Raw genomic sequence first — 19,581 nt, forward strand, 5'->3', positions numbered from 1 at the left:
AATGTTCCCGAATACATGAAACTCGCCACCCTCAAGGACGGCTCGCGCGACGGCCAGCTCGTGGTCGTCTCGCGCGACCTCAAGACCGCGCACTACGTCAACGATATCGCCGGCACGCTGCAGGCCGTGCTGGACGACTGGAACTTCTATGCGCCGCAGCTGCAGGACGTCTACGACGCCCTCAACGCCGGCCGCGGACGCCATCCCTTCGCCTTCGATCCCCGTGCCTGCATGGCGCCGCTGCCGCGCGCCTACCAGTGGGCCGACGGCTCCGCCTACGTGAACCACGTCGAACTGGTGCGCCGCGCGCGCGGCGCCGAGATGCCGCCCGAGTTCTGGACCGATCCGCTGATGTACCAGGGCGGCTCCGACGACCTGCTCGGCCCGCACGACGATATCGTGTGCGCCAGCGAGGCCCACGGCATCGACTTCGAGGCCGAGGTGGCCGTCATCACCGGCGACGTCAAGGCCGGCGCCACGCCCGCGCAGGCCGCCGAGGGCATCCGCCTGCTGTTGCTGGCCAACGACGTGTCGCTGCGCAACCTGATCCCGGCCGAGCTGGGCAAGGGCTTCGGCTTCTTCCAGAGCAAGCCGGCCACGGCGTTCTCGCCGGTGGCGGTGACCCCGGACGAGCTGGGCGAAGCCTGGCGCGAGCGCCGCGTGCACCTGCCGATGACGGTGCACTGGAACAGCAAGAAAGTGGGCTGGCCCGATTGCGGCACCGACATGGTGTTCGATTTCGGCCAGCTGATCGCGCATATCTGCAAGACGCGCAATGTGCGCGCCGGCAGCATCGTCGGCTCGGGCACGATTTCCAACGTGGACCGCAGCAAGGGCTACTGCTGCATCGCCGAGAAGCGCATGCTGGAGATCATCGACGGCGGCCAGCCCGTCACCGGCTTCATGAAGTTCGGCGACGCGGTCAAGATCGAGATGTTCGACGCGCAGGGCCACTCGGTGTTCGGCGCCATCGACCAGCTGGTGTCGGCGCGCAGCTGAGACGACGCACGGCGGCCGCTGGCGGCGGCGCGGCCGACGTGCTTATAATTTACCGACCGCTCGGTTGGCGAATTGCCACCGGTTGCGCGATCACCGGATCCGCAGCCGCCGGCGGCGCCCCGGGCCGCCTGGCGCGGCCCGGCCCACGCTCCACTATGGAATGGCCAAGGCCATCGCAGCCCATGTCCGCACTCCCCCCGCAAGCCCCGCCCCCCGCTCCCGAAGGCACCCCGCCGCTTTCGCCGCGCTATGCCCGCTACAGCGCGCTGACCCTGCGCCAGCACGGGCCCATTCTCGAGATCGTGATGGGCGCGGACCAGTCGGCCAACCGCAAGCTGGCCACCGCCGACGCCAATATGCACCGCGAACTGGCCGAGATCTGGCGCGACGTCTCCGCCGACCCCGACATCCGCGTGGCGCTGATCCGCGGCGAAGGCAAGGGCTTCTCGGCCGGCGGCGACCTCTCGCTGGTCGAGGACATGGCCAACGACTTCGCCACCCGCACGCGCGTATGGCACGAGGCGCGCGACCTGGTCTACAACGTCATCAACTGCGACAAGCCCATCGTGTCCGCCATGCACGGCCCGGCCGTGGGCGCCGGCCTGGTGGCAGGGCTGCTGGCCGATATCTCGATCGCCGCCAGGAACGCGCGCATCGTCGACGGCCATACCCGGCTGGGCGTGGCGGCCGGGGACCATGCCGCCATCGTGTGGCCCCTGCTGTGCGGGATGGCCAAGGCCAAGTACTATCTGATGCTGTGCGAGTCGGTGAGCGGCGAAGAGGCCGAGCGCATCGGGCTGGTGTCGCTGGTGGTGGACGAGTCGGAACTGGTCGAGCGCGCCTTCGACGTGGCGCGCCGGCTGGCCGCCGGCTCCCAGACCGCGATTCGCTGGACCAAGTACGCGCTCAATAACTGGCTGCGCATGGCGGGCCCGTCGTTCGACAGCTCGCTGGCGCTTGAATTCATGGGCTTTGCCGGCCCAGACGTGCAGGAAGGCGTGGCCAGCCTGCGGGAAAAGCGGCCGCCGCAGTTCGATTGAGGCAGTCCGCTTGATGCAACCCGCTTGATGCAGTCCGCTTGATGCAATCCGATTAAAGTAGTTCGACCCCCGCAGCCGGCCATGCCGGCTGCCGACCCCTCGGAGGCGAGTGACCATGTTTGGCCAGATTCCTGATTTCACCAACGGCTTCGAGTTCCTGCGCAAGATGTGGGGCAGTGCTGCCGGCATGCCCGGCGGCCTGATGCCCGGCCTGCAGGCCATGACCCCACCGATGGACCTGGAAGAGCTGGAGAAGCGCATCCAGGACCTCAAGGCGGTGGAAGGCTGGCTGCAGCTCAATGTGAACCTGCTGCGCACCACCATCCAGGGCCTGGAAGTCCAGCGCGCCACCCTGGTGGCGCTGCAGACCTTCGGCAGCGCGCTCTCGCCCGAGGCCATGCAAAGCGCGATGGAAAACGTGGCGCGTGCCGCCAACGCGCCCAGCGCCGTGCCGCCGCACCAGCGCAAGGAGGAGCCGTCGCCGCCGTTCCGCGCGCGCCCCGAGCCCACGGTGGAAGAAAACGAGGACGAGGAAGACAACGGCCCCGAGGAAGGGCAGCCCGAAGCCGCCGATGCACCCGAGGCCGGGGCCGCCCAAGCCGGCAGCCACGAAGGCGCCGCGGCGCCCAACGCCGGCATCTGGTGGGACATGCTGCAGCAGCAGTTCAACCAGATCGCCGCCAGCGCCGCCACCTCCAGCCTGAATCCGTTCGGCAACCTCGGCAGCTTCGGCATGCCGGGCGCGGCCACGCCCGAGCCCGCACCGGCCACGCCGGCGGCGGCGCCGCGCGGCAAGGCGGCGGCCGGCACGGCCAAGCCGGCAAAAAAGGCGCCCGCCGGGAAATCCGCTGCAAAGACTGGCGCCAAGACAGGCGCAAAGACCGGCACGAAAGCCGCGGCGGAACCCGCCGGCAAGGCGCCCGCCAAGCCCGCGAGCAAGACTCCGGCCAAGGCGCCGGCCAAGCGGCCGGCAAGCAAGACACCCGCCACCGGCAAGCCGGACAGCTCGCCTGGCGACGAAAGCTGAGGCAGCGCCCGGCCTGTCCCCTGAACCCGCCCCGAAGCCCATGCCGTCACAGAAGACCACTTCGCTGATCATGCTGGGCGGCGGCGCGCGCGCGGCCTACCAGGCCGGCGTGCTGCGCGGCATCGCACGCATCGCCGCCCGGCACGGGCGCGATCGCGGCCGCATTCCCTTCGACATCATCTGCGGCACTTCGGCCGGCGCCATCAACGGCGCCGGCATGGCCATCAACGCCGCCAACTTCCGCGCCGCGGCCGACAGCCTGGGCGCGCTCTGGAGCGGCATCCACGCCGAGGACGTCTACCGTACCGGCCTGATGGGCGTGGGCGCCTCGGGCGCGCGCTGGCTCTCCGCGCTGGCCTTCGGGTGGGCAACCCGCCGCGCGCCGCGCGCGCTGTTCGACAACACCCCGCTGGGCAGCATGCTGAGCGAGCTGTTCGATCCCGAGCGCGTGCAGGACAGCCTGGATGCCGGCGACCTGCAGGCCTTTGCCGTGACCGCGCTGTCCTATACCACCGGYCGCCACGTCACCTTCTACCAGTCGCACCGCCGCATCCATCCGTGGAAACGCAGCCAGCGGCTGGCGGTGGAGGCAAAGATCGGCGTGGACCACCTGCTCGCCTCATCCTCGATCCCGTTCCTGTTTCCCGCGCTGCCGCTGGAACTGGAGGGCCACCACGAGTGGTTCGGCGACGGCACCATGCGCCAGATGTCGCCGCTCTCGCCGGCCATCCACCTGGGCGCCTCGCGCATCCTGGCCATCGGCGCGGCCTCGCGCCAGCGCCCGGGCTGGTTCGACACCGTGCCGGCGGGCGGCTACCCGTCGCTGGCGCAGGTGGGCGGGCAAGCGCTGGCGAGCATCTTCCTGGACGGTCTTTCCGCGGACCTGGAACGGCTGCAGCACATCAACAGCCTGCTGTCGCGGATGCCGGAAATCGCCAACGACCGCGAAGGCTGGCGCCCGATCCAGGTGATGACCGTCGCGCCCAGCGAACCCATCGAAGCCATCGCCGCCGAACACGTGCAACGGCTGCCGCGCACCGTGCGCGCGTTGCTGGCGCCGCTGGGCGGCACCGAGGCACGCGGCGCCGCCTTCGCCAGCTACCTGCTGTTCGAGCCGGAGTTCACCCAGGCGCTGATCGGCCTCGGCGAGCGGGACGCGATGGCGCAGCAGCACGAACTCGCCGCTTTCCTGTACGACGCCGTCGCGCCGGACACCGGCGGCAGGCCCGGGCCTGCCGCCGCGCCCGCGGCTGCATTTCAGCGCGAACCACCGACAGGCGTGACGGCCTAACCTATATGGCCCGCGCCATGAGTGGCTTATTATTCCCTTTGTGCTTGTCGATCCTCCCGGAACGCGAACGGACGGGACCGGTAAGCGGCCACCCAGGCGCGATATTCGCCCACTAGTTTGCCTTGCGCGGGCCAAGGCGCAGGCAAGCTCTTGCTTTCGACACAAAAAGGGCGTTGGGAATAATTCGCATCTGGTAGAATCTGCGCGTAATTTCAAAGGCTTACCATGCTCTACCCCGAACTGTTCAAATCGCTGGAAGCGRTCCGTTGGCACATGGACAAGGACATCCCCTGGGATTCCTTCGACCCGAGCCTGCTCACCGACGACCAGGCCAAGACGATTCGCATGAATGCCATCACGGAATGGTCGGCCCTGCCCGCCACGGAGATGTTCCTGCGCGACAACCGCCACGATTCCGACTTTTCGGCCTTCATGAGCATCTGGTTCTTTGAAGAACAGAAGCACTCGCTGGTCCTGATGGAATACCTGCGCCGCTTCCGCCCGGACCTGGTGCCGACCGAGGAAGAACTGCACGCCGTGCGCTTCGAGTTCGACCCGGCCCCGCCGCTGGAAACCCTGATGCTGCATTTCTGYGGGGAAATCCGCCTGAACCACTGGTATCGCCGTGCCGCCGAATGGCACACCGAGCCGGTCATCAAGCAGATCTACCGCACCCTGTCGCAGGATGAAGCCCGCCATGGCGGCGCCTACCTGCGCTACATGAAGAAATACCTCAACCAGTTCGGCGACAGCGCGCGCTCTGCGTTTGCCAAGATCGGCGTGCTGATGGCCTCGGCGCGCCGCACCGACAAGCCGCTGCACCCGACCAACCTGCACGTCAACAAGAACCTGTTCCCGAACGACACCATCCAGTCGCGGCTGCCGGATCCGGACTGGCTCGAGCACTGGCTCGACGAACAGATCCGCTTCGACGAAGGCTGGGAGAAGAAGGTGATCGAGCGGATCCTGCACAATATGTCGCTGCTGTTCGAGCGCACTTTCGAGACGGTGCAGGACCTGAACCGCTACCGGAAGGAACTGAATGCCCGGTTGCAGGCCGCAGGTGGCGCGCAGCCCGCGCAGGCCTGAGCCCGCCCTTTGCGCCGGAGGTTGCCTAGCGCCTTCGGAGTGACGAGCCCCATCCGATGATGGGGCTTTGTTTTTTCAAGCCAACCCGCTGCCCATCGCCATGCTCCCCGCCTCCTTCGAGTCCAAACTGGTCCCGCCCGACAACGCCGCCGCGCTGGCGGAGCATCTGGCCGCGCTGCCGCGCCCCATGGTCTTCACCAACGGCGTCTTCGACATCCTGCACCGCGGGCATGCCACCTACCTCGCGCAGGCGCGGGAGATGGGCGCCAGCCTGGTGGTGGGCGTCAACAGCGACGCCTCGGTCCGCATGCTCGGCAAGGGCGACGACCGCCCGCTCAATCACGAGACGGACCGCATGGCACTGCTGGCCGCGCTGGCATCGGTGGACCTGGTGGTGATGTTCCGCGAAAAGACGCCGGTGGAGCTGATCCGGCTGGTGCGCCCGGACATCTACGTCAAGGGCGGCGACTACGACATCAATACGCTCGAAGAAACGCGGCTGGTGCGCAGCTGGGGCGGGCAGGCGCACGCCATCGCGTTCCGGCACGACCGCTCCACCACCAAGCTGCTGGCCAAGGTGCGCCAGGGCGGCTGAGCCCCTGGCCCAAGCCGCGCAACGACAGTACAACCGGTACGGCAAGGCCGCGCAACGACGCCAGGATCTTTTTGAAGCGGCCCCCTGAGGCTGTTTCAAAATGAAGCGAAGCGGTCCTGGCTAGGGCGGAGCAGGGAATTCGGGTCACGCAGTGATCCGCCTGCGCAGCGGTGCGCGCCTGCCAGCGCGCATGCGCCCTGCAAGGGAGCGGCCGCAGACAGTACAACCGGTACGGCAAGGCCGCGCAACGACGCCAGGATCTTTTTGAAGCAGCCTCAGGCGCAGGTCAGCATGGCCTGGACGCCATAGCGGCGGCGCACCTCATCAAGGCGCGTGCGCAGCGCGGCATCGACGTTGCGCACACGCAGCCACTGGCGCGTGAGCGGATGCGGCGCGTCGCTCAGCAGCGCGGTGCGCACGCCGTGTTCGCGCAGGTTGCCGAGGAAGTGCTCGGCATGCTCGCGCTCCTGGAACAGGCCAAGCGATACCGTATAGGTTTCCGGCGAACCGCCGCTGACCACCGCCACATCGGTGATATTGCGCCGGCGCAGCTCGCCCAGCTTGCGCTCCAGGTTTTCACGCGAAGCCTGCGGCGGCAGGTGGATCCACCAGCGCGCCTGTTCCTGCCGCTCGAACTGCTCCACCCGCCAGCCCCCCGGCGGCGCGCCGGCCAGCTCGTCGGCCACGCGCCGCACCAGTTCCCCGTTGAAGCCCCCAATCTCCACGCAGGCCGCGGCGGGCGCGGCTGCCTGCACGGCGCTGGCGCCTGGCGCGTCCGGCGCGCCCTGGCCCGGTTCGAGCTGCTGCAGCGCAGCCGCCGGCGCGGGCGCGGAGGCCGCATGCGCGCCGTCTTGCCGCGCCAGCTGGCGGAAACGTTCGGCGCGCGTCTGCTGGGCGGCGCGTTCGGGCTCGCGCGGGCTTTCCAGCCATCCTGACAAAGGCCGGGGGCCGAAGGCGCCGAGCACGGCGGCCAGCAACAGGGCGTTGAGCAATGCCAGCAGGATGAACAGGTTTCGCAGGAGCATGGGGGCGATGCGGGGCGGAACGCCGGGTCGGGCGTGAAGGAGTTGGGAAAAGCCGGACAACGCGGGCTCAGCCCGGCAAGGTATCGAGCCCGCTCTGCGTGGCCATGACATGCAGGCCGAGCAGCACGAGATTATCGTGCATCTCGAACGGCATGGAGAGCGCGTTGGCGAGTATGTGGCGAGCGCCGCCCGAGAGCAGGCAGCGCACCGGCCCCCGTTCGGCCAGGGCGCGCCAGGTGCGCTCTACGGCACCGGTCTGCGCCGCCAGGCAGCCGGCGGCGATGGCGTCGCGCGTATTGTCGGCCCAGGGCGCGGCAAGGCCGGCATCGCCGGCCCCCAGCGCGGGCAACTGCGCGGTGTTGCGCGCCAGCGCGCCCAGCATCAGGTCCAGCCCGGGCAGGATCAGGCCGCCCTCGAAGCGGTCCTGCGCGCTCACCACGTCGAGCGTGGTGGCGGTGCCGGCGGTGACGATCAGCAAGGCACCATGCGGGCGGTAGCAGCGCGCGCCGATGCTGCCGATCCAGCGATCCACGCCGAGCTGGCCGGGATCGCGGTAGCCGTTGACCAGGCCGCCGAAGCGCGGCGCCGAGCGCACCCAGTTGGCCTTGGTGCCGGCGCCGAACTCCGTATCCAGCGCGGCCTGCAGGCTGGCCGCCAAGGCCGCGCCGGCCACGTTGCTGACCCACACCAGCGGCCGCGTGCCGGCGGGCATGGTCTCGCGCAGCGCGCCCCACTGCGCCAGCAGGGTGGCAAGTTCGTCGTGGGCCACCGCGCCCCAGTGCTGCCACGGCGCGGGCAAGGGGCCTTCCGCGACCGCGCCGGGCCAGGCTTGCTGGCACCAGGCCCATTTCAGGCGGGTGTTGCCGATATCGATCAGCAGTTGCGGCACGGCCGGCGTGCCGGCGGATGCGCTGGCCACGTCGATGCTCATGCCTGCGCTCCGCCGGTGTCGGGCTGCGCCGGCCGCAGCGAGACCTCGCCGCTGGAAACACGCTCCAGCCCGGCAGCCGTTTCAAGCAGCAGGTGGCCTTCGCCATCCACGCCGCGCGCGAGCCCTTCGGCCTGCACCTGGCCATCGTGCAGCAGCCGCACGGGCTGGTCGCGATAAGCGTCGCGCGCAGACCAGCGCTGCGCCATCGGCGCGAAGCCGGTGGCGATGAACTGCACGCGCATCGCCGCGAGCCGGTTCAGCACGGCAGCCAGCAGCGCGGTCGGGTCGGCCGCCGGCAGGTACTCGCCCACGCCGGCCAGGCTGCGCCCGAGCGCGACTTCCATCTGCGCATCGCGCACCAGGTTCAGGCCGATGCCGATCACCGCCCACACCCGCTGTGGTCCCGCGGGCACCGATTCGATCAGGATGCCGGCCAGCTTGCGGCCGTCGATCTGCAGGTCGTTGGGCCATTTCAGGCCGACGGCGGCGCCAAGCCGTGCATCGCAGTCGGCCAGCGCCTCGGCCAGCGCCAGGCCGACGGCCAGGCTCAGCCCGCTGAGCCGCGACGGCGCCAGCGGCAACGGCAACGCGACCGAGAAGGTCAGTCCGGCCTGGCCTTGCCAGGGACGGCCCTGGCGCCCGCGCCCGGCGGTCTGGCGATAGGCCAGGCGCAGCGCGCCGGCCTCGCCCCACGCAGCGCTGCGGCTGGCCAGCGTCAGGTCGGCATTGGTGGAGCCGGTCTCGTCGACCACGTCCAGCGCCCAGTCGCGCGCGGCGCCGTCCAGCGCGGCGCGCAGGCGCCCGGTGTCGATACGCCAGGCGGGTGCCGGCGACGAAGGCGAGGACGGCGGGAGCGAAGGCTGGTCAGAGGACATGCGGAGCAATGTAGACGGAAAGCAGGAGAAACACGGGAAGCACGGGAAGCACGGAGCACAATGGGCGCAAGGGCCGCGCACGGCGTCCCCCCTGCGGGCGGGCCAGCCCGCATTGTAGCCGCGCCCATCGCTCACGGATCGGGTGATGGATCGGGTGACGGATCGGGTGACGGATCGGAGAGGCGCGGGCGGTTGCGCCCCGCCAGGCGCCCGCTGGCCCTGCGGGTGGCTTAGAATCGGGACTTGCCCATCACTTCCCCCATCCTCTTGGAAAGCCTAAGCACGCCTGCGATTGAAGTGACGCGCGCGGACGGAGCGGCAACGGCGCACCTGCGCGGCGACTGGACCGCGCTCGCGCTGTCGGACTGCCATCACGCCCGTGCGCTGCGCCATGAGCTGCACCTGGTTGGCGCCGACGCGCAATGGTCCCTGGCGGGCCTGGGCCGGCTCGACCATATCGGCGCCCAGCTGATGTGGCAGGCGTGGGGCAGCAAGCTGCCCGCGCGGCTCGAGGCCAACGAGGCGCAGCGCCGCGTGTTCGGCCGCATCGCCGGGCTGCGCCGCGAAAACTGGAAGAAGCACATGGTGGACCGCTTCAACCCGGTGACGCTGCTGGGCGCCTCGATCCTGTCGATGATCGCGCAGATCGGCAATGGCGTGACCATGCTGGGCCAGCTTGCCTTCGACCTGCTGCGCTTCCTGCGCGCGCCGCAGCGCGGCCCCTGGCGCGAGATCTCGGCCAATATCCACAACGCGGGCTACAAGGCGCTCGGCATCACCGCGCTGGTCGGATTCCTGATCGGCATCGTGTTGTCCTACCTCTCGGCCAACCAGCTGCGCACCTTCGGCGCCAGCATCTTCATCGTCAACATCCTCGGCATGGCGGTGATCCGCGAGCTGGGGCCGGTGCTGGCGGCGATCCTGGTCGCGGGGCGCTCGGGCTCGGCCATCACCGCGCAGATCGGCGTGATGCGCGTCACCGAGGAGCTCGACGCGATGCGCGTGATGGGCATCTCGCACGGCTTTCGCCTGATCATGCCGCGCGTGATCGCGCTGGCCGTGGCCATGCCGCTGCTGGTGGCCTGGACCGACGTGATGGCGCTGGCCGGCGGCATCCTGGCCGCGCGCCTCCAGCTCGGTCTCAGCGCAGCTTTCTTCCTGCGCGCGCTGCCGGACGCAGTGCCAGTAGCCAACCTCTGGCTGGGACTGGGCAAGGGCGTGGTGTTCGGCATGCTGATCGCGCTCACGGCCTGCCACTACGGCCTGCGCATCCAGCCCAACACGCGCAGCCTGGGCGAAGGCACCACCGCCTCGGTGGTGACCTCGATCACCGTGGTGATCGTGGCCGATGCGATCATCGCCATCCTTTTCAAGGACATCGGCATATGAGCACAGCCATCGTTCCCGCCGCGGCGGACAGCGTGGGGCACGACAAGCGCACCACCGTGGTCGAGGTCCGCAACCTGGTCAAGCGCTTCGGCGAGGCGGTCGTGCACGACGGCCTGAACCTCGACGTCTACCGCGGCGAAGTGCTCTCCATCGTGGGCGGATCGGGCAGCGGCAAGACCGTACTGCTGCGCCAGATCGTCGGGCTCGAGCGCCCCACCTCGGGCACCATCCGCGTGTTCGGCGAAGACCTGCGCAAGCTCGGCACGGCCCGCCTGCAGGCACTGCGCAACCGCTGGGGGCTGCAGTTCCAGCGCGGCGCGCTGTTTTCCGCGCTCTCGGTGATCGACAACATCGCACTGCCGCTGCGTGAACTTCGCACCCTGCCCGACGATCTGATCTGCCAGGCTTCGCTGCTCAAGCTGCAACTGGTGGGGCTGGGCGCGCGCGACGCGGACAAGATGCCGTCCGACCTGTCGGGCGGCATGATCAAGCGCGTGGCGCTGGCGCGGGCGCTGGCCCTGGAGCCCGAACTGGTGTTCATGGACGAGCCCACGGCGGGGCTGGACCCGATGGCTTCCGACGACTACGTGGCGCTGATCCGCGAGCTGCGCCACGAGCTGGGCCTGACCGTGGTGATGGTGACGCACGACCTCGATACCCTGGTGGCGCTGTCGGACCGCGTAGCGGTGCTGGCCGACCACAAGGTGCTGGCGGCGCAGCCGATCCGCGAACTGGTGCATATCGACCACCCGTTCATCCGCGAGTATTTCCTCGGCGAGCGCGGGCGGCGCGCCATGCAGGCCCTGCCCCCGGCGCCGGCCGCGGCGGGCCCGCATTCTGGAGAAGCATGATGGAAAACAAATCACACGCCTTCCTGGCCGGCGTGTTCACGATCGGCCTGGTGATCCTGGTGCTGTTCTCGATCTTCTGGTTCAGCAGCGACCACGCCGTGCGCGTGCCGTACGACCTCATCACCCGATCCACCGTCAACGGCCTCGGGCCGGAGGCCGACGTCAAGTACCGCGGCCTGGACGTGGGCAAGGTGGTGTCGATCCGCTTCGATCCCGCCGTGCCGGGGCAGATCATCGTGCGCATCAGCGTCAACCAGGACGCGCCCATCACCACCACCACCTATGCCACGCTGAACTTCCAGGGCGTGACCGGGATCGGCTACGTGCAGCTCGACGACGCCACCGCGCAGAACGGCAGCGGCCAGCCCTCCCCGCACCTGCGTACCTCGGCCAAGTCGGTGGCGCGCATCGCCATGCGCGCGGGCTTCTTCGAAGAGCTGGAGAAGCGCGGCGACACCCTGCTGACGCAGCTGGAAACCATCATGGACTCGCTCGGCGACATGTTCCAGGCCAACAACCGGCGCGACCTGATGGAGGCGATCCGCTCGGTGCACACCACCGCCGACGACTACTCGCGCCTGGCGCACTCGCTCGAGCCGGCGGTGCGCCAGCTGCCGCAGGTGACCGATAACCTCAACGCCACACTGGCCTCCGCCCGGCGCCTCACCCAGGAGCTGGCCAGTCCCGACGGCACGGTGCTGCGCACCGTCGACCGTGTCGGCCGCGACCTCCAGGGCGTCGCCGATTCGGTGCAGGCGGCCGCCGGCGGCGTCACGCAGGACACGCTGCCGCAGGTCAACGGCCTGACCCGCGACGCGCGCCAGACCATGCGCAGCATCGACCGTGCCGCCAGCCAGTTCAACGACAGCCCGCGCAGCGTGCTGTTCGGCGGCCCGGCGGCCGCGCCGGGCCCGGGCGAGCCGGGCTTCAGCGCGCCCTGAGGATCAGGGAAAGCCACCATGCCGCGTACCCACGCCAATCCCCCGAGGCAATCCATGATGCGCACCGTCTCCCTGTTCCGGCCCCGCTTCGGACCCCGCTTCGGGCCCCGCCTGGCGCCCTGCTTCAGCGGCATGGCGCTGGCCGCCCTGCTGCTGGGCGGCTGCGCGCTCTCGCCCTCCGCGCCCACCATCACCTATGACCTCGGGCCGCCCGCCGGCGCCGCGCCGGGCGCCACGCCGCTGCCCAGGCTGCGCGTGGCACAGACCGACGGTCCCACCTGGATGGACGGCAACGGGCTCTACTACCGCCTTCACTACGCGCAGGCCGAGCGCCTGCAGCCGTACGCCACGCAGCGCTGGGTGATGTCGCCGATACGCTTGTTCGACGAGCGCCTGCGCGAGGCCGTTGCCTCGCGTGGCGCGCTGACCTGGTACGCCGACACCACCGCGCCCTCGCTCAAGGTGGACATGCTGGAATTCGAGCAGGTCTTCGACGCCGCCAGCGCCAGCCGCGGCGTGATCCGCGTGCGCGCCACGGTGTTCCGCAACGGCCTGATCGGGCAGAAGACCTTCGTGGCGGAGCAGCCCGCGCCCAGCGCGGACGGCGCCGGCGGGGTCAAGGCGCTGGCCGCGGGCAGCGATGCCGTGATCGCGGCGATCCTCGACTGGGTGGCGGCGCTGCCGCCGCAGCAATAAGCGATACCGCATGGCATCGGCTCCCCCGCCGCCTTCCCCGCCACCTACGCTGCCGCCGGCGCAGCGCCACTCTCCGCTGGCGCGGGTAGGCCTGCTGTGCTTCACCTTGCTGATTTTCTACGGCAGCCTCTATCCGTTCAGCGGCTGGACCGACAACGGCATCTCGCCGCTGGCCTTCCTCACCGCGCCCAAGCCGCGCTACCTGACCGAGTTCGACATCATCACCAATGTGCTGGGCTACTGCCCCTTCGGCGCGCTGGTGGTGCTGGCCCTGCATCCGCGCGTCTCCGGCGCGCGCGCCACGCTGCTGGCGCTGGCGGCGGGCGCGGTGCTGTCGGGCACCATGGAGGCGCTGCAGACCTGGCTGCCCAACCGCATTTCGTCCAATATCGACCTCATCACCAATGCGCTGGGCGCCCTGCTCGGGGGCGCCGTGCTGGCGCCGTTCTCGGCCGCGCTGATCGATCGCGGCTCGCTGCGCCAGCTGCGCATGGCGTGGTTCGAGCCGCATGCCAGCTTCGCCATCATCCTGATACTGCTGTGGCCGTTCGCGCAGATCTTCCCGCAGGACTACCTGTTCGGCATGGGCGGCATCGTGCGCGAGTGGCTGACCGATCCCGACTCATGGCCGGTGCAGTGGCTGCAGGGCGTACTGCCGGGGCTGCCCGGCCTGATCGAAGGCATCGGCCTGCTGCGGCCCGAGGACGCCCAGGGGCAGCAGTTGCTCGAATCCCTGGTGACGGCATGCGGCTGGGTCGGCACCGGCTTGTTTGCCTCCGCCGCCATGCGCCGCCAGGCGCCGATGCTGCGTATCCTGGCAGGGCTGCTGGCCGCCACGCTGCTGCTCAAGGCGGTGGTGGCGGAAGTGCAGTTTCCCGATGACAACGCCTTCAACTGGCTGTCAGATGCCGGCCGCTTCGCGCTGCTGACCGGCTCGCTGGTGCTGGTGCTGCTGCTGCGCCTGCCGCGCTGGCTGCGCGGCGCGCTGGCGCTGGCCACGCTGATGGTGCTGCTGGTGTTGTGCAACCTGCTGCCGGCCAACCCCTATTCCTGGATTTCGGAGCAAGGCTGGCGGCTCGGGCGCTTCATCCACTTCAACAGCCTGTCGCAATGGCTGGGCTGGATGTGGCCGTTCCTGGCGCTGTTCTACCTGATCTGGCGTTTCGAGCAGTTCCAGCTGGACCGCCGCAGCCTGCGGCGCGCGCGGCGCAAGGCGCAGCGCCAGGCTGGCGGCTAGGAAAGGACACCGCCGCCGGCCTGGGCGCGCGGCGGCTTTTTCCCGCGGCCGTCGCCCCGGGGTTCGCCCGGTGCGCCCGGTGCGCCCAGTGCGCTCAGTGCGTCTGGCCGCCCTGCTCGCAGATGTCGGTCGTTGTCGCGAGGGCGGTCGCCACCGCGCGGCGGATGCCGTCGATCATCGTGGCCAGTGCCAGGCTGGGCTGGCCCGGATGGCGCGCGGCCTGCTCCGGCAGGTAGGGAATATGGATAAAGCCGCCTCGCACGCCCGCGGGTACGCCCTGCGTGGCCAGCAGGTGCATCAGGCCATAGAAGACATGATTGCAGACGAAGGTGCCCGCGGTCTGCGACACCGAGGCGGGCACGCCGGCCGCGCGCATGTCGCGCACGATCGCCTTGATCGGCAGGCTGGCGAAGTACGCGGCGGGGCCGTCTTCGGCAATGCGGACATCGACGGGCTGCGCACCGGCGTTGTCGGCGATGCGCGCATCGTCCACATTGATCGCCACGCGCTCCACCGACATTTCCGGGCGCCCGCCCGCCTGCCCCACCGCGATGACCAGCACCGGCCTGAGCGCGTCGAGCAGGTCGGCCATGGCGTCGTTGGCGGCGCCGAACACGCAGGGCAGCTGGCGTGCCACGACGATGGCCGCATCGGGGCTGTCGGGATCGCCGGGGGCGCTGCCGAAGCGCTCGCCGTCGAGCGCGCGCACCGCCTCCCAGGATGGATTGACGGGTTCGCTCTCGAACGGCTCGAACCCGGTCAGCAGCACGGTGCGCATGGCGGCCACTCCCTTACATCAGGAAATACAGCAGGGCGATATTGGCGACCAGGATCATCAGCGCGGTCGGCACCTGCGCGCGGATCACGGCGTTCTTGTCGTCCAGCTCCAGCAGCGCGGCGGGCACGATGTTGAAGTTGGCCGCCATCGGCGTCATCAGCGTGCCGCAGTAGCCCGAGAACATGCCGATGGCCGCCATCACCGCCGGGTTGCCGTGGAAAATGTTCACCAGGATGGGCACGCCCACGCCGCCGGTCATGACCGGGAAGGCCGCGAAGCCGTTGCCCATGATCACCGTGAACAGCGCCATGCCTACGCAGTACACCACCACGGCCACCAGCCTGTAGTCCATGTTGATGTAGGCGGTGGTCAGGTGCGCCACGGCCTTGCCCACGCCGGCGTCGGCGAACACCAGGCCCAGCATGGCCAGCATCTGCGGCAGCACCAGCGCCCAGCCGAGCGACTCGGTCAGCCGGCGCGATTCGCGCACGCCCTGCACCACGCTGTCGCGGGTGAGCCAGCACGCCACGGCCAGCGCCACCAGGCAGCCGATGCCGAGCGAGACGAAGGTCACGTTCTTCGGATCGAGCAGCGCCAGGCCGGCGATCTTCACGTCCTTGAACAGCACAGTGCCGATCACGGTCACCAGCGGGATCAGCAGGGCCGGGATGAACAGCTTGTTGCCCAGGCGCTTGGCCGAGGCACGGCGCTCGTCCTCCGGCAGCGTGCCGTGCTTGCCGTGGCCCACGCCGCCGAAGCCGGCGATCAGCGCCATCACCACGGCGCCCACGCCGACCACGGCCGGCGGCAGCTTGTCGCCGATCAGGAAGACCAGCGCATAGAGCGCCCAGAACAGGCCGGTGCTGAAGCGGCGCGGATGCTCGCGGTCGGCGAAGGTCATCAGCGCGGTGATGGCCAGCACCAGGCCGGCCAGCCAGAAGAGATAGTTGATGGATACGATCATGGCTTACTCCCCGCTCTTCACGTTGGCGGCGGTGCCGGCACCGGCGGCACCGGCGGCGGCGCGGCCGCCCATCTCGCGTGCCAGCCAGCCGTCCAGGCGCTTGAGGCGCACCGCGTGGATCAGGAAGGCGCAGACCGCGGTGGGAATGCCCCACACGGCGATATGCAGCGGCTCTACGTCGATGTTGGACGACAGCAGGAAGGTGTGCATCAGCGCGATGGCGCCGAAGGCCACGAAGATGTCCTCGCCGAAGAACAGGCCGACGTTGTCGGTGGCGGCGCAGAAGGCCAGCACACGCTGGCGCACCGGTTCGGGCAGCTTGCCGAAGCGGGTCTCGGCCGCGCCTTCGGCCATCGGCGCGAGCAGCGGGCGCACCATCTGCGGATGGCCGCCGAGGCTGGTCAGGCCAACCGCGGCGGTCAGCTCGCGCACGCCGAGGTAGACGATCAGCAGGCGCCCGACCGTGGCCGAGGCGATGCGCGAGATCCACGCCTGCGCATGCTCGCGCAGGCCGTGCCGCTCGAGCAGGCCGATCACCGCCAGCGGCAGCAGGATGATCAGCGGCAGGTTGCGCGTCTTGACGAAGGCGGTGCCGATCGCGGTGAAGATCTGCGTGACCGGCATGCTCGCCGCCAGGCCCGTGGCGATGGCGGCAAGTGCCACCACCATCATGGGATTGAAGCGCAGCACGAAGCCGAGGATGATGATACCGACCCCGACTAGGGGCCAGAGGTTGACTGCCTGTTCCATGGGAGACACCAATAGAGTGTGATGGAGGCGAGTGCCCCGCGCCGCGTCATGTTGCTCGACGTCCCGCGGGGCACGGTAATGCCGGGGCCTGAGGCACGCGCGCGGCGCGCCCCTCAGGCTCCGGCGCGGATTGCGATGCCTTCGGCGCCGAGCCGCTCGCGGATGCGGCGCGCAAAGGCAAGCGCGTGTGCGCCGTCGCCGTGCAGACACACGGTTTCGGCGCGAATCGGTACCCAGGTGCCGTCGATGGCGCGCACGCGCTGCCCGCGCACCATGTCCAGCGTCTGGCCCAGGGCCACGTCTTCGTCCTCGTGCAGCGCGCCGGGCGTGCCGCGCTTGACCAGAGAGCCGTCCGGGTTATAGCCGCGGTCGGCGAAGACCTCTTCCTTCACCTTGAGGCCGGCCTCGCGCGCGACCTTGACCATGACGCTGCCGGCCAGGCCGAAGAAGACCAGGTCGGAATCGAAATCGCGCACGGCGCGCACGATGGCGTCGGCCAGCACGGGATCCTTCGCGGCCTGGTTGTAGAGCGCGCCGTGCGGCTTGACGTGGGCAAGCTGCCCGCCCTGCGCGCGCACCAGCGCCGCCAGCGCGCCGATCTGGTAGAGCACGTCGGCGTACACGGCGTCGGGCGCCAGTTGCATCTCGGTGCGGCCGAAGTTCTCGCGGTCGGGGTAGCTCGGATGCGCGCCGATGGCCACGCCGGACTCCAGCGCCCAGCGCACGGTCTGCAGCATGGTGGCGGCGTCGCCGGCATGCCAGCCGCAGGCCACGTTGGCCGAGCTGATCAGGGCCAGTAACTCGCGGTCGTTGCCGCAGCCTTCGCCGAGGTCGGCATTCAAGTCGATATGCATTGCGTTACTCCTCGTTCTGTCTTTGCCGGGGATGCGGCCGTGGCCGTGTGGATCTGTCCTGGATTGCGGCGGGCGGCTCAGCCCACCGCGACGCGCGTGCGGGTGCGCCGCCGCGCAGCGATCATCAGGCCATCGCCCTGCCATTGCAGGGCCTGGTCCACCTGTTGCAGGTAGCGGTCCAGTTCTGCCTGCGCCGCGGCGGCCTGTTCGAGCGAAACGCGCACGAAGCGTACCGGCGCGCCCAGCGGCACCTGCGCCAGGCGCCACAGGTCAGCGCCGATCACCACGCCGATCTTCGGATAGCCGCCGGTGGTCTGTGCGTCGGCCATCAGCGCGATGGGCTGGCCGGCCGGCGGCACCTGCACCACGCCGGGCAGCACACCGTGCGACAGCAGGTCCGCCGCGCGCGCGGGGTCGCGCGCCAGCGCCGGGCCCTGCAGGCGCAGGCCCATGCGATTGCTGTTGGGCGTGATCACCCACTCGGACTGCCACAGCGCATCGCGCGAGGCAGGGTCGAAATCGTCGTACTCCACGCCGGGCAGCATGCGGATCGGCACGGCGTTGCCAAGCTTCGTCACCGGCAGCGCCCAGGCCGGCGCCTGCACGCCGAGCCAGTCGCTGCCGTCGGCCACGCCGGGACGCCCGGCGCCGAGCCGGTCGCCCTCGCGCAGCGCGCGGCCGCCGAGCCCGCCAAAGCCGGCCTTGAGATCGGTGCTGCGCGAACCCATCACCGGAGCCACGTCGATGCCGCCGGCCACGCACAGGTAGCTGCGCGTGCCGCCCTGCGCCGCCGACAAGGTCAGCGTTTCGCCGCGCCGCACGTCGAAGGCATGCCATGACCACACCGGCACGCCATCCAGGTTGGCCTTGCATTCGGCGCCGCTGAGGGCCACCCGCATATCGGCGTGGAAGCGCACGGACGCGCGGCCGAGCGTGAATTCGATGGCGGCATCGCCGGCAGCGTTGCCGAGCAGGCGGTTGCCGATGGTGAGGGCGACGCTGTCGAGCGCGCCCGTGGTGCCCACGCCGAAACGGCGAAAGCCGGGACGGCCGAGGTCCTGGACCGAGGCGAGCGCGCCTGGACGGATGATCTCAATCACGCGAAGGTCCTCCGCGCGAATGCGCCGGAACGTGCAATACGGTTCATGCCACCAACTCCTCGACCACGAAGCGCACCGTGTCGCCGGGCGCGAACAGCGAGGGCGGATCGCGGTCGGCCACGAACAGTTCGCTGGCCGTGCGCCCGATCAGCTGCCAGCCGCCCGGCGCCGCGGCCGGGTAGATGCCGGTCTGCTCGCCGCCGATGCCGACCGAGCCGGCCGGCACGGACAGCCGCGGCTCGCCGCGGCGCGGCGTGGCCAGCGCCGGGTCCAGCCCGCCCATATAGGCGAAGCCGGGCTGGAAGCCGAGGAAGTACACCACGTACTCTGCCTCGCTGTGGCGGCGCACCACTTCCTGCGCGCTCAGCCCGGTGTGCGCGGCGACCTCGGCCAGGTCGGGGCCGTGTTCGCCGCCGTAGCGCACCGGGATCTCGACCAGCTTGCCGGTGGCGGCGCTCGCCTCGCCGGAGGCCCAGGCGAGCCTGAGGTTGCGCTCGAGCGCTTCGGGATCGGCCTCGCGGTCGAACACCACGGTGAGGTTGTTCATGCCCGGCACCGCGTCCACCACGCCGCGCCATTCGGCCGCGCGCTGGGCCATGGCCCAGATGCGGCGCTGTACGTCGAGCGAGGCAGGCGGCGGCACGCTGCAAAGCAGCGCGCGTTCGGCCAGGCGGTGAACGGAACATCGGGACATGGGCGGCACCGGGAAGGGACCTGCCTTGCAGTGTAGGCGGGCGCACCGGACTCGTCAGGCGCGGCGCCGGCCAGGAGGCGGTCCGTGAGTACAATCTATTTTCATCGACAATTTGTCGATAAATTCATGATAACTAAACAAGGAGATGATGGGGCTAGGGGTAGACCCTAGGAAGCCGGCGACGCTACCGGTGGTGTTTGCCGGACGTCACGCCATCCTGGTGCATCCGGCACCGGGGCGGCGCACGCCCGGGTCCCGCCGCATGCCGTGCGGACCCGGCCTGGGCCACGGCGGTGCAGGAAGGGCGATCCGGCCGCATCCGCCCGGGAAATCGGCCAGACCCGATTTTCTTGCGCCGGTTGCCGGTATCGTGGCGCGCCTGCAACGCCGGGACACACGCCTCGCGCATTCCGCACGGACGAAAAAAAACCGGCCGGTGGAAACCGGCCGGTCTG

General features: G+C 70.0%; 20 protein-coding genes. 11 read left to right on the top strand and 9 right to left on the bottom strand.

Features of this window, described 5'->3' with window-relative positions; genetic code table 11:
- Nucleotides 1-15 precede the first annotated feature (15 nt).
- From AB4Z48_RS31390 to rfaE2, 6 genes are all read left to right on the top strand, one after another.
- Nucleotides 16-999: a fumarylacetoacetate hydrolase family protein gene (locus tag AB4Z48_RS31390; protein ID WP_441621245.1), complete on the top strand. Its 984-nt coding sequence runs from the start codon at nucleotides 16-18 to the stop codon at nucleotides 997-999.
- Between the two features lie 182 nt (nucleotides 1,000-1,181).
- Nucleotides 1,182-2,039 (top strand): enoyl-CoA hydratase/isomerase family protein, encoded by an 858-nt coding sequence (locus AB4Z48_RS31395; protein WP_441621247.1) that lies wholly within the window; start codon nucleotides 1,182-1,184, stop codon nucleotides 2,037-2,039.
- Between the two features lie 115 nt (nucleotides 2,040-2,154).
- Nucleotides 2,155-3,066, top strand: a complete 912-nt coding sequence (locus tag AB4Z48_RS31400) for a PhaM family polyhydroxyalkanoate granule multifunctional regulatory protein (protein WP_441621249.1) — start codon at nucleotides 2,155-2,157, stop codon at nucleotides 3,064-3,066.
- Between the two features lie 40 nt (nucleotides 3,067-3,106).
- Nucleotides 3,107-4,357: a patatin-like phospholipase family protein gene (locus AB4Z48_RS31405; protein WP_441621251.1), complete on the top strand. Its 1,251-nt coding sequence runs from the start codon at nucleotides 3,107-3,109 to the stop codon at nucleotides 4,355-4,357.
- A gap of 225 nt (nucleotides 4,358-4,582) precedes the next feature.
- Nucleotides 4,583-5,446: a ferritin-like domain-containing protein gene (locus tag AB4Z48_RS31410; RefSeq protein ID WP_441621253.1), complete on the top strand. Its 864-nt coding sequence runs from the start codon at nucleotides 4,583-4,585 to the stop codon at nucleotides 5,444-5,446.
- Nucleotides 5,447-5,546: 100 nt separating this feature from the next.
- Complete coding sequence (rfaE2, locus tag AB4Z48_RS31415) at nucleotides 5,547-6,041, top strand: D-glycero-beta-D-manno-heptose 1-phosphate adenylyltransferase (protein WP_441621323.1); 495 nt, start codon at nucleotides 5,547-5,549, stop codon at nucleotides 6,039-6,041.
- Between the two features lie 275 nt (nucleotides 6,042-6,316).
- On the opposite strand, the gene AB4Z48_RS31420 is transcribed toward rfaE2, so the two are convergent.
- From AB4Z48_RS31420 to AB4Z48_RS31430, 3 genes are all read right to left on the bottom strand, one after another.
- Nucleotides 6,317-7,066, bottom strand: a complete 750-nt coding sequence (locus AB4Z48_RS31420; RefSeq protein WP_441621255.1) for an SPOR domain-containing protein — start codon at nucleotides 7,064-7,066, stop codon at nucleotides 6,317-6,319.
- Between the two features lie 67 nt (nucleotides 7,067-7,133).
- Nucleotides 7,134-7,997 (bottom strand): type III pantothenate kinase, encoded by an 864-nt coding sequence (locus AB4Z48_RS31425; RefSeq protein ID WP_441621257.1) that lies wholly within the window; start codon nucleotides 7,995-7,997, stop codon nucleotides 7,134-7,136.
- Nucleotides 7,994-8,872: a biotin--[acetyl-CoA-carboxylase] ligase gene (locus tag AB4Z48_RS31430; RefSeq protein ID WP_441621259.1), complete on the bottom strand. Its 879-nt coding sequence runs from the start codon at nucleotides 8,870-8,872 to the stop codon at nucleotides 7,994-7,996. The genes AB4Z48_RS31425 and AB4Z48_RS31430 overlap by 4 nt, the downstream gene beginning before the upstream one ends.
- 261 nt (nucleotides 8,873-9,133) lie before the next feature.
- On the opposite strand from AB4Z48_RS31430, the gene AB4Z48_RS31435 reads away from it, so the two are divergent.
- The 5 genes from AB4Z48_RS31435 (at nucleotide 9,134) to AB4Z48_RS31455 (ending at nucleotide 13,986) form a co-directional block, all read left to right on the top strand.
- Nucleotides 9,134-10,261 (top strand): MlaE family ABC transporter permease, encoded by a 1,128-nt coding sequence (locus AB4Z48_RS31435; RefSeq protein WP_441621324.1) that lies wholly within the window; start codon nucleotides 9,134-9,136, stop codon nucleotides 10,259-10,261.
- The gene (locus tag AB4Z48_RS31440) at nucleotides 10,258-11,112 is read left to right on the top strand and encodes an ABC transporter ATP-binding protein (protein ID WP_441621261.1); all 855 of its coding nucleotides are present in this window, start codon (nucleotides 10,258-10,260) and stop codon (nucleotides 11,110-11,112) included. The genes AB4Z48_RS31435 and AB4Z48_RS31440 overlap by 4 nt, the downstream gene beginning before the upstream one ends.
- A complete protein-coding gene (locus AB4Z48_RS31445) occupies nucleotides 11,109-12,053 on the top strand; it encodes an MlaD family protein (RefSeq protein ID WP_441621263.1) in 945 nt (314 codons plus the stop codon). Before AB4Z48_RS31440 ends, AB4Z48_RS31445 begins: the two co-directional genes overlap by 4 nt.
- A gap of 132 nt (nucleotides 12,054-12,185) precedes the next feature.
- Nucleotides 12,186-12,749 carry an ABC-type transport auxiliary lipoprotein family protein gene (locus AB4Z48_RS31450; protein ID WP_441621326.1) on the top strand — a complete coding sequence of 188 codons (564 nt, stop codon included), beginning with the start codon at nucleotides 12,186-12,188 and terminating at the stop codon, nucleotides 12,747-12,749.
- A gap of 10 nt (nucleotides 12,750-12,759) precedes the next feature.
- Nucleotides 12,760-13,986 carry a VanZ family protein gene (locus AB4Z48_RS31455; RefSeq protein ID WP_441621265.1) on the top strand — a complete coding sequence of 409 codons (1,227 nt, stop codon included), beginning with the start codon at nucleotides 12,760-12,762 and terminating at the stop codon, nucleotides 13,984-13,986.
- A gap of 94 nt (nucleotides 13,987-14,080) precedes the next feature.
- Here AB4Z48_RS31455 and pcp read toward each other — a convergent pair whose 3' ends face one another.
- From pcp to pxpB, 6 genes are all read right to left on the bottom strand, one after another.
- On the bottom strand, nucleotides 14,081-14,764 hold the full coding sequence (gene pcp, locus AB4Z48_RS31460; protein ID WP_441621267.1) for a pyroglutamyl-peptidase I: 684 nt from the start codon (nucleotides 14,762-14,764) through the stop codon (nucleotides 14,081-14,083).
- A gap of 13 nt (nucleotides 14,765-14,777) precedes the next feature.
- Nucleotides 14,778-15,728 carry a DUF979 domain-containing protein gene (locus AB4Z48_RS31465; protein ID WP_441621269.1) on the bottom strand — a complete coding sequence of 317 codons (951 nt, stop codon included), beginning with the start codon at nucleotides 15,726-15,728 and terminating at the stop codon, nucleotides 14,778-14,780.
- A gap of 3 nt (nucleotides 15,729-15,731) precedes the next feature.
- On the bottom strand, nucleotides 15,732-16,478 hold the full coding sequence (locus AB4Z48_RS31470) for a DUF969 domain-containing protein (protein WP_441621271.1): 747 nt from the start codon (nucleotides 16,476-16,478) through the stop codon (nucleotides 15,732-15,734).
- Nucleotides 16,479-16,591: 113 nt separating this feature from the next.
- Entirely contained in the window at nucleotides 16,592-17,332 is a 741-nt protein-coding gene (pxpA, locus tag AB4Z48_RS31475; protein WP_441621273.1) for a 5-oxoprolinase subunit PxpA, read from the bottom strand.
- Nucleotides 17,333-17,409: 77 nt separating this feature from the next.
- The gene (locus AB4Z48_RS31480) at nucleotides 17,410-18,432 is read right to left on the bottom strand and encodes a biotin-dependent carboxyltransferase family protein (RefSeq protein WP_441621275.1); all 1,023 of its coding nucleotides are present in this window, start codon (nucleotides 18,430-18,432) and stop codon (nucleotides 17,410-17,412) included.
- A gap of 43 nt (nucleotides 18,433-18,475) precedes the next feature.
- Complete coding sequence (gene pxpB / locus AB4Z48_RS31485; RefSeq protein ID WP_441621277.1) at nucleotides 18,476-19,126, bottom strand: 5-oxoprolinase subunit PxpB; 651 nt, start codon at nucleotides 19,124-19,126, stop codon at nucleotides 18,476-18,478.
- Nucleotides 19,127-19,581 lie beyond the last annotated feature (455 nt).

It is taken from the genome of Cupriavidus sp. 2TAF22 (assembly GCF_052115045.1).
GTDB lineage: Bacteria > Pseudomonadota > Gammaproteobacteria > Burkholderiales > Burkholderiaceae > Cupriavidus.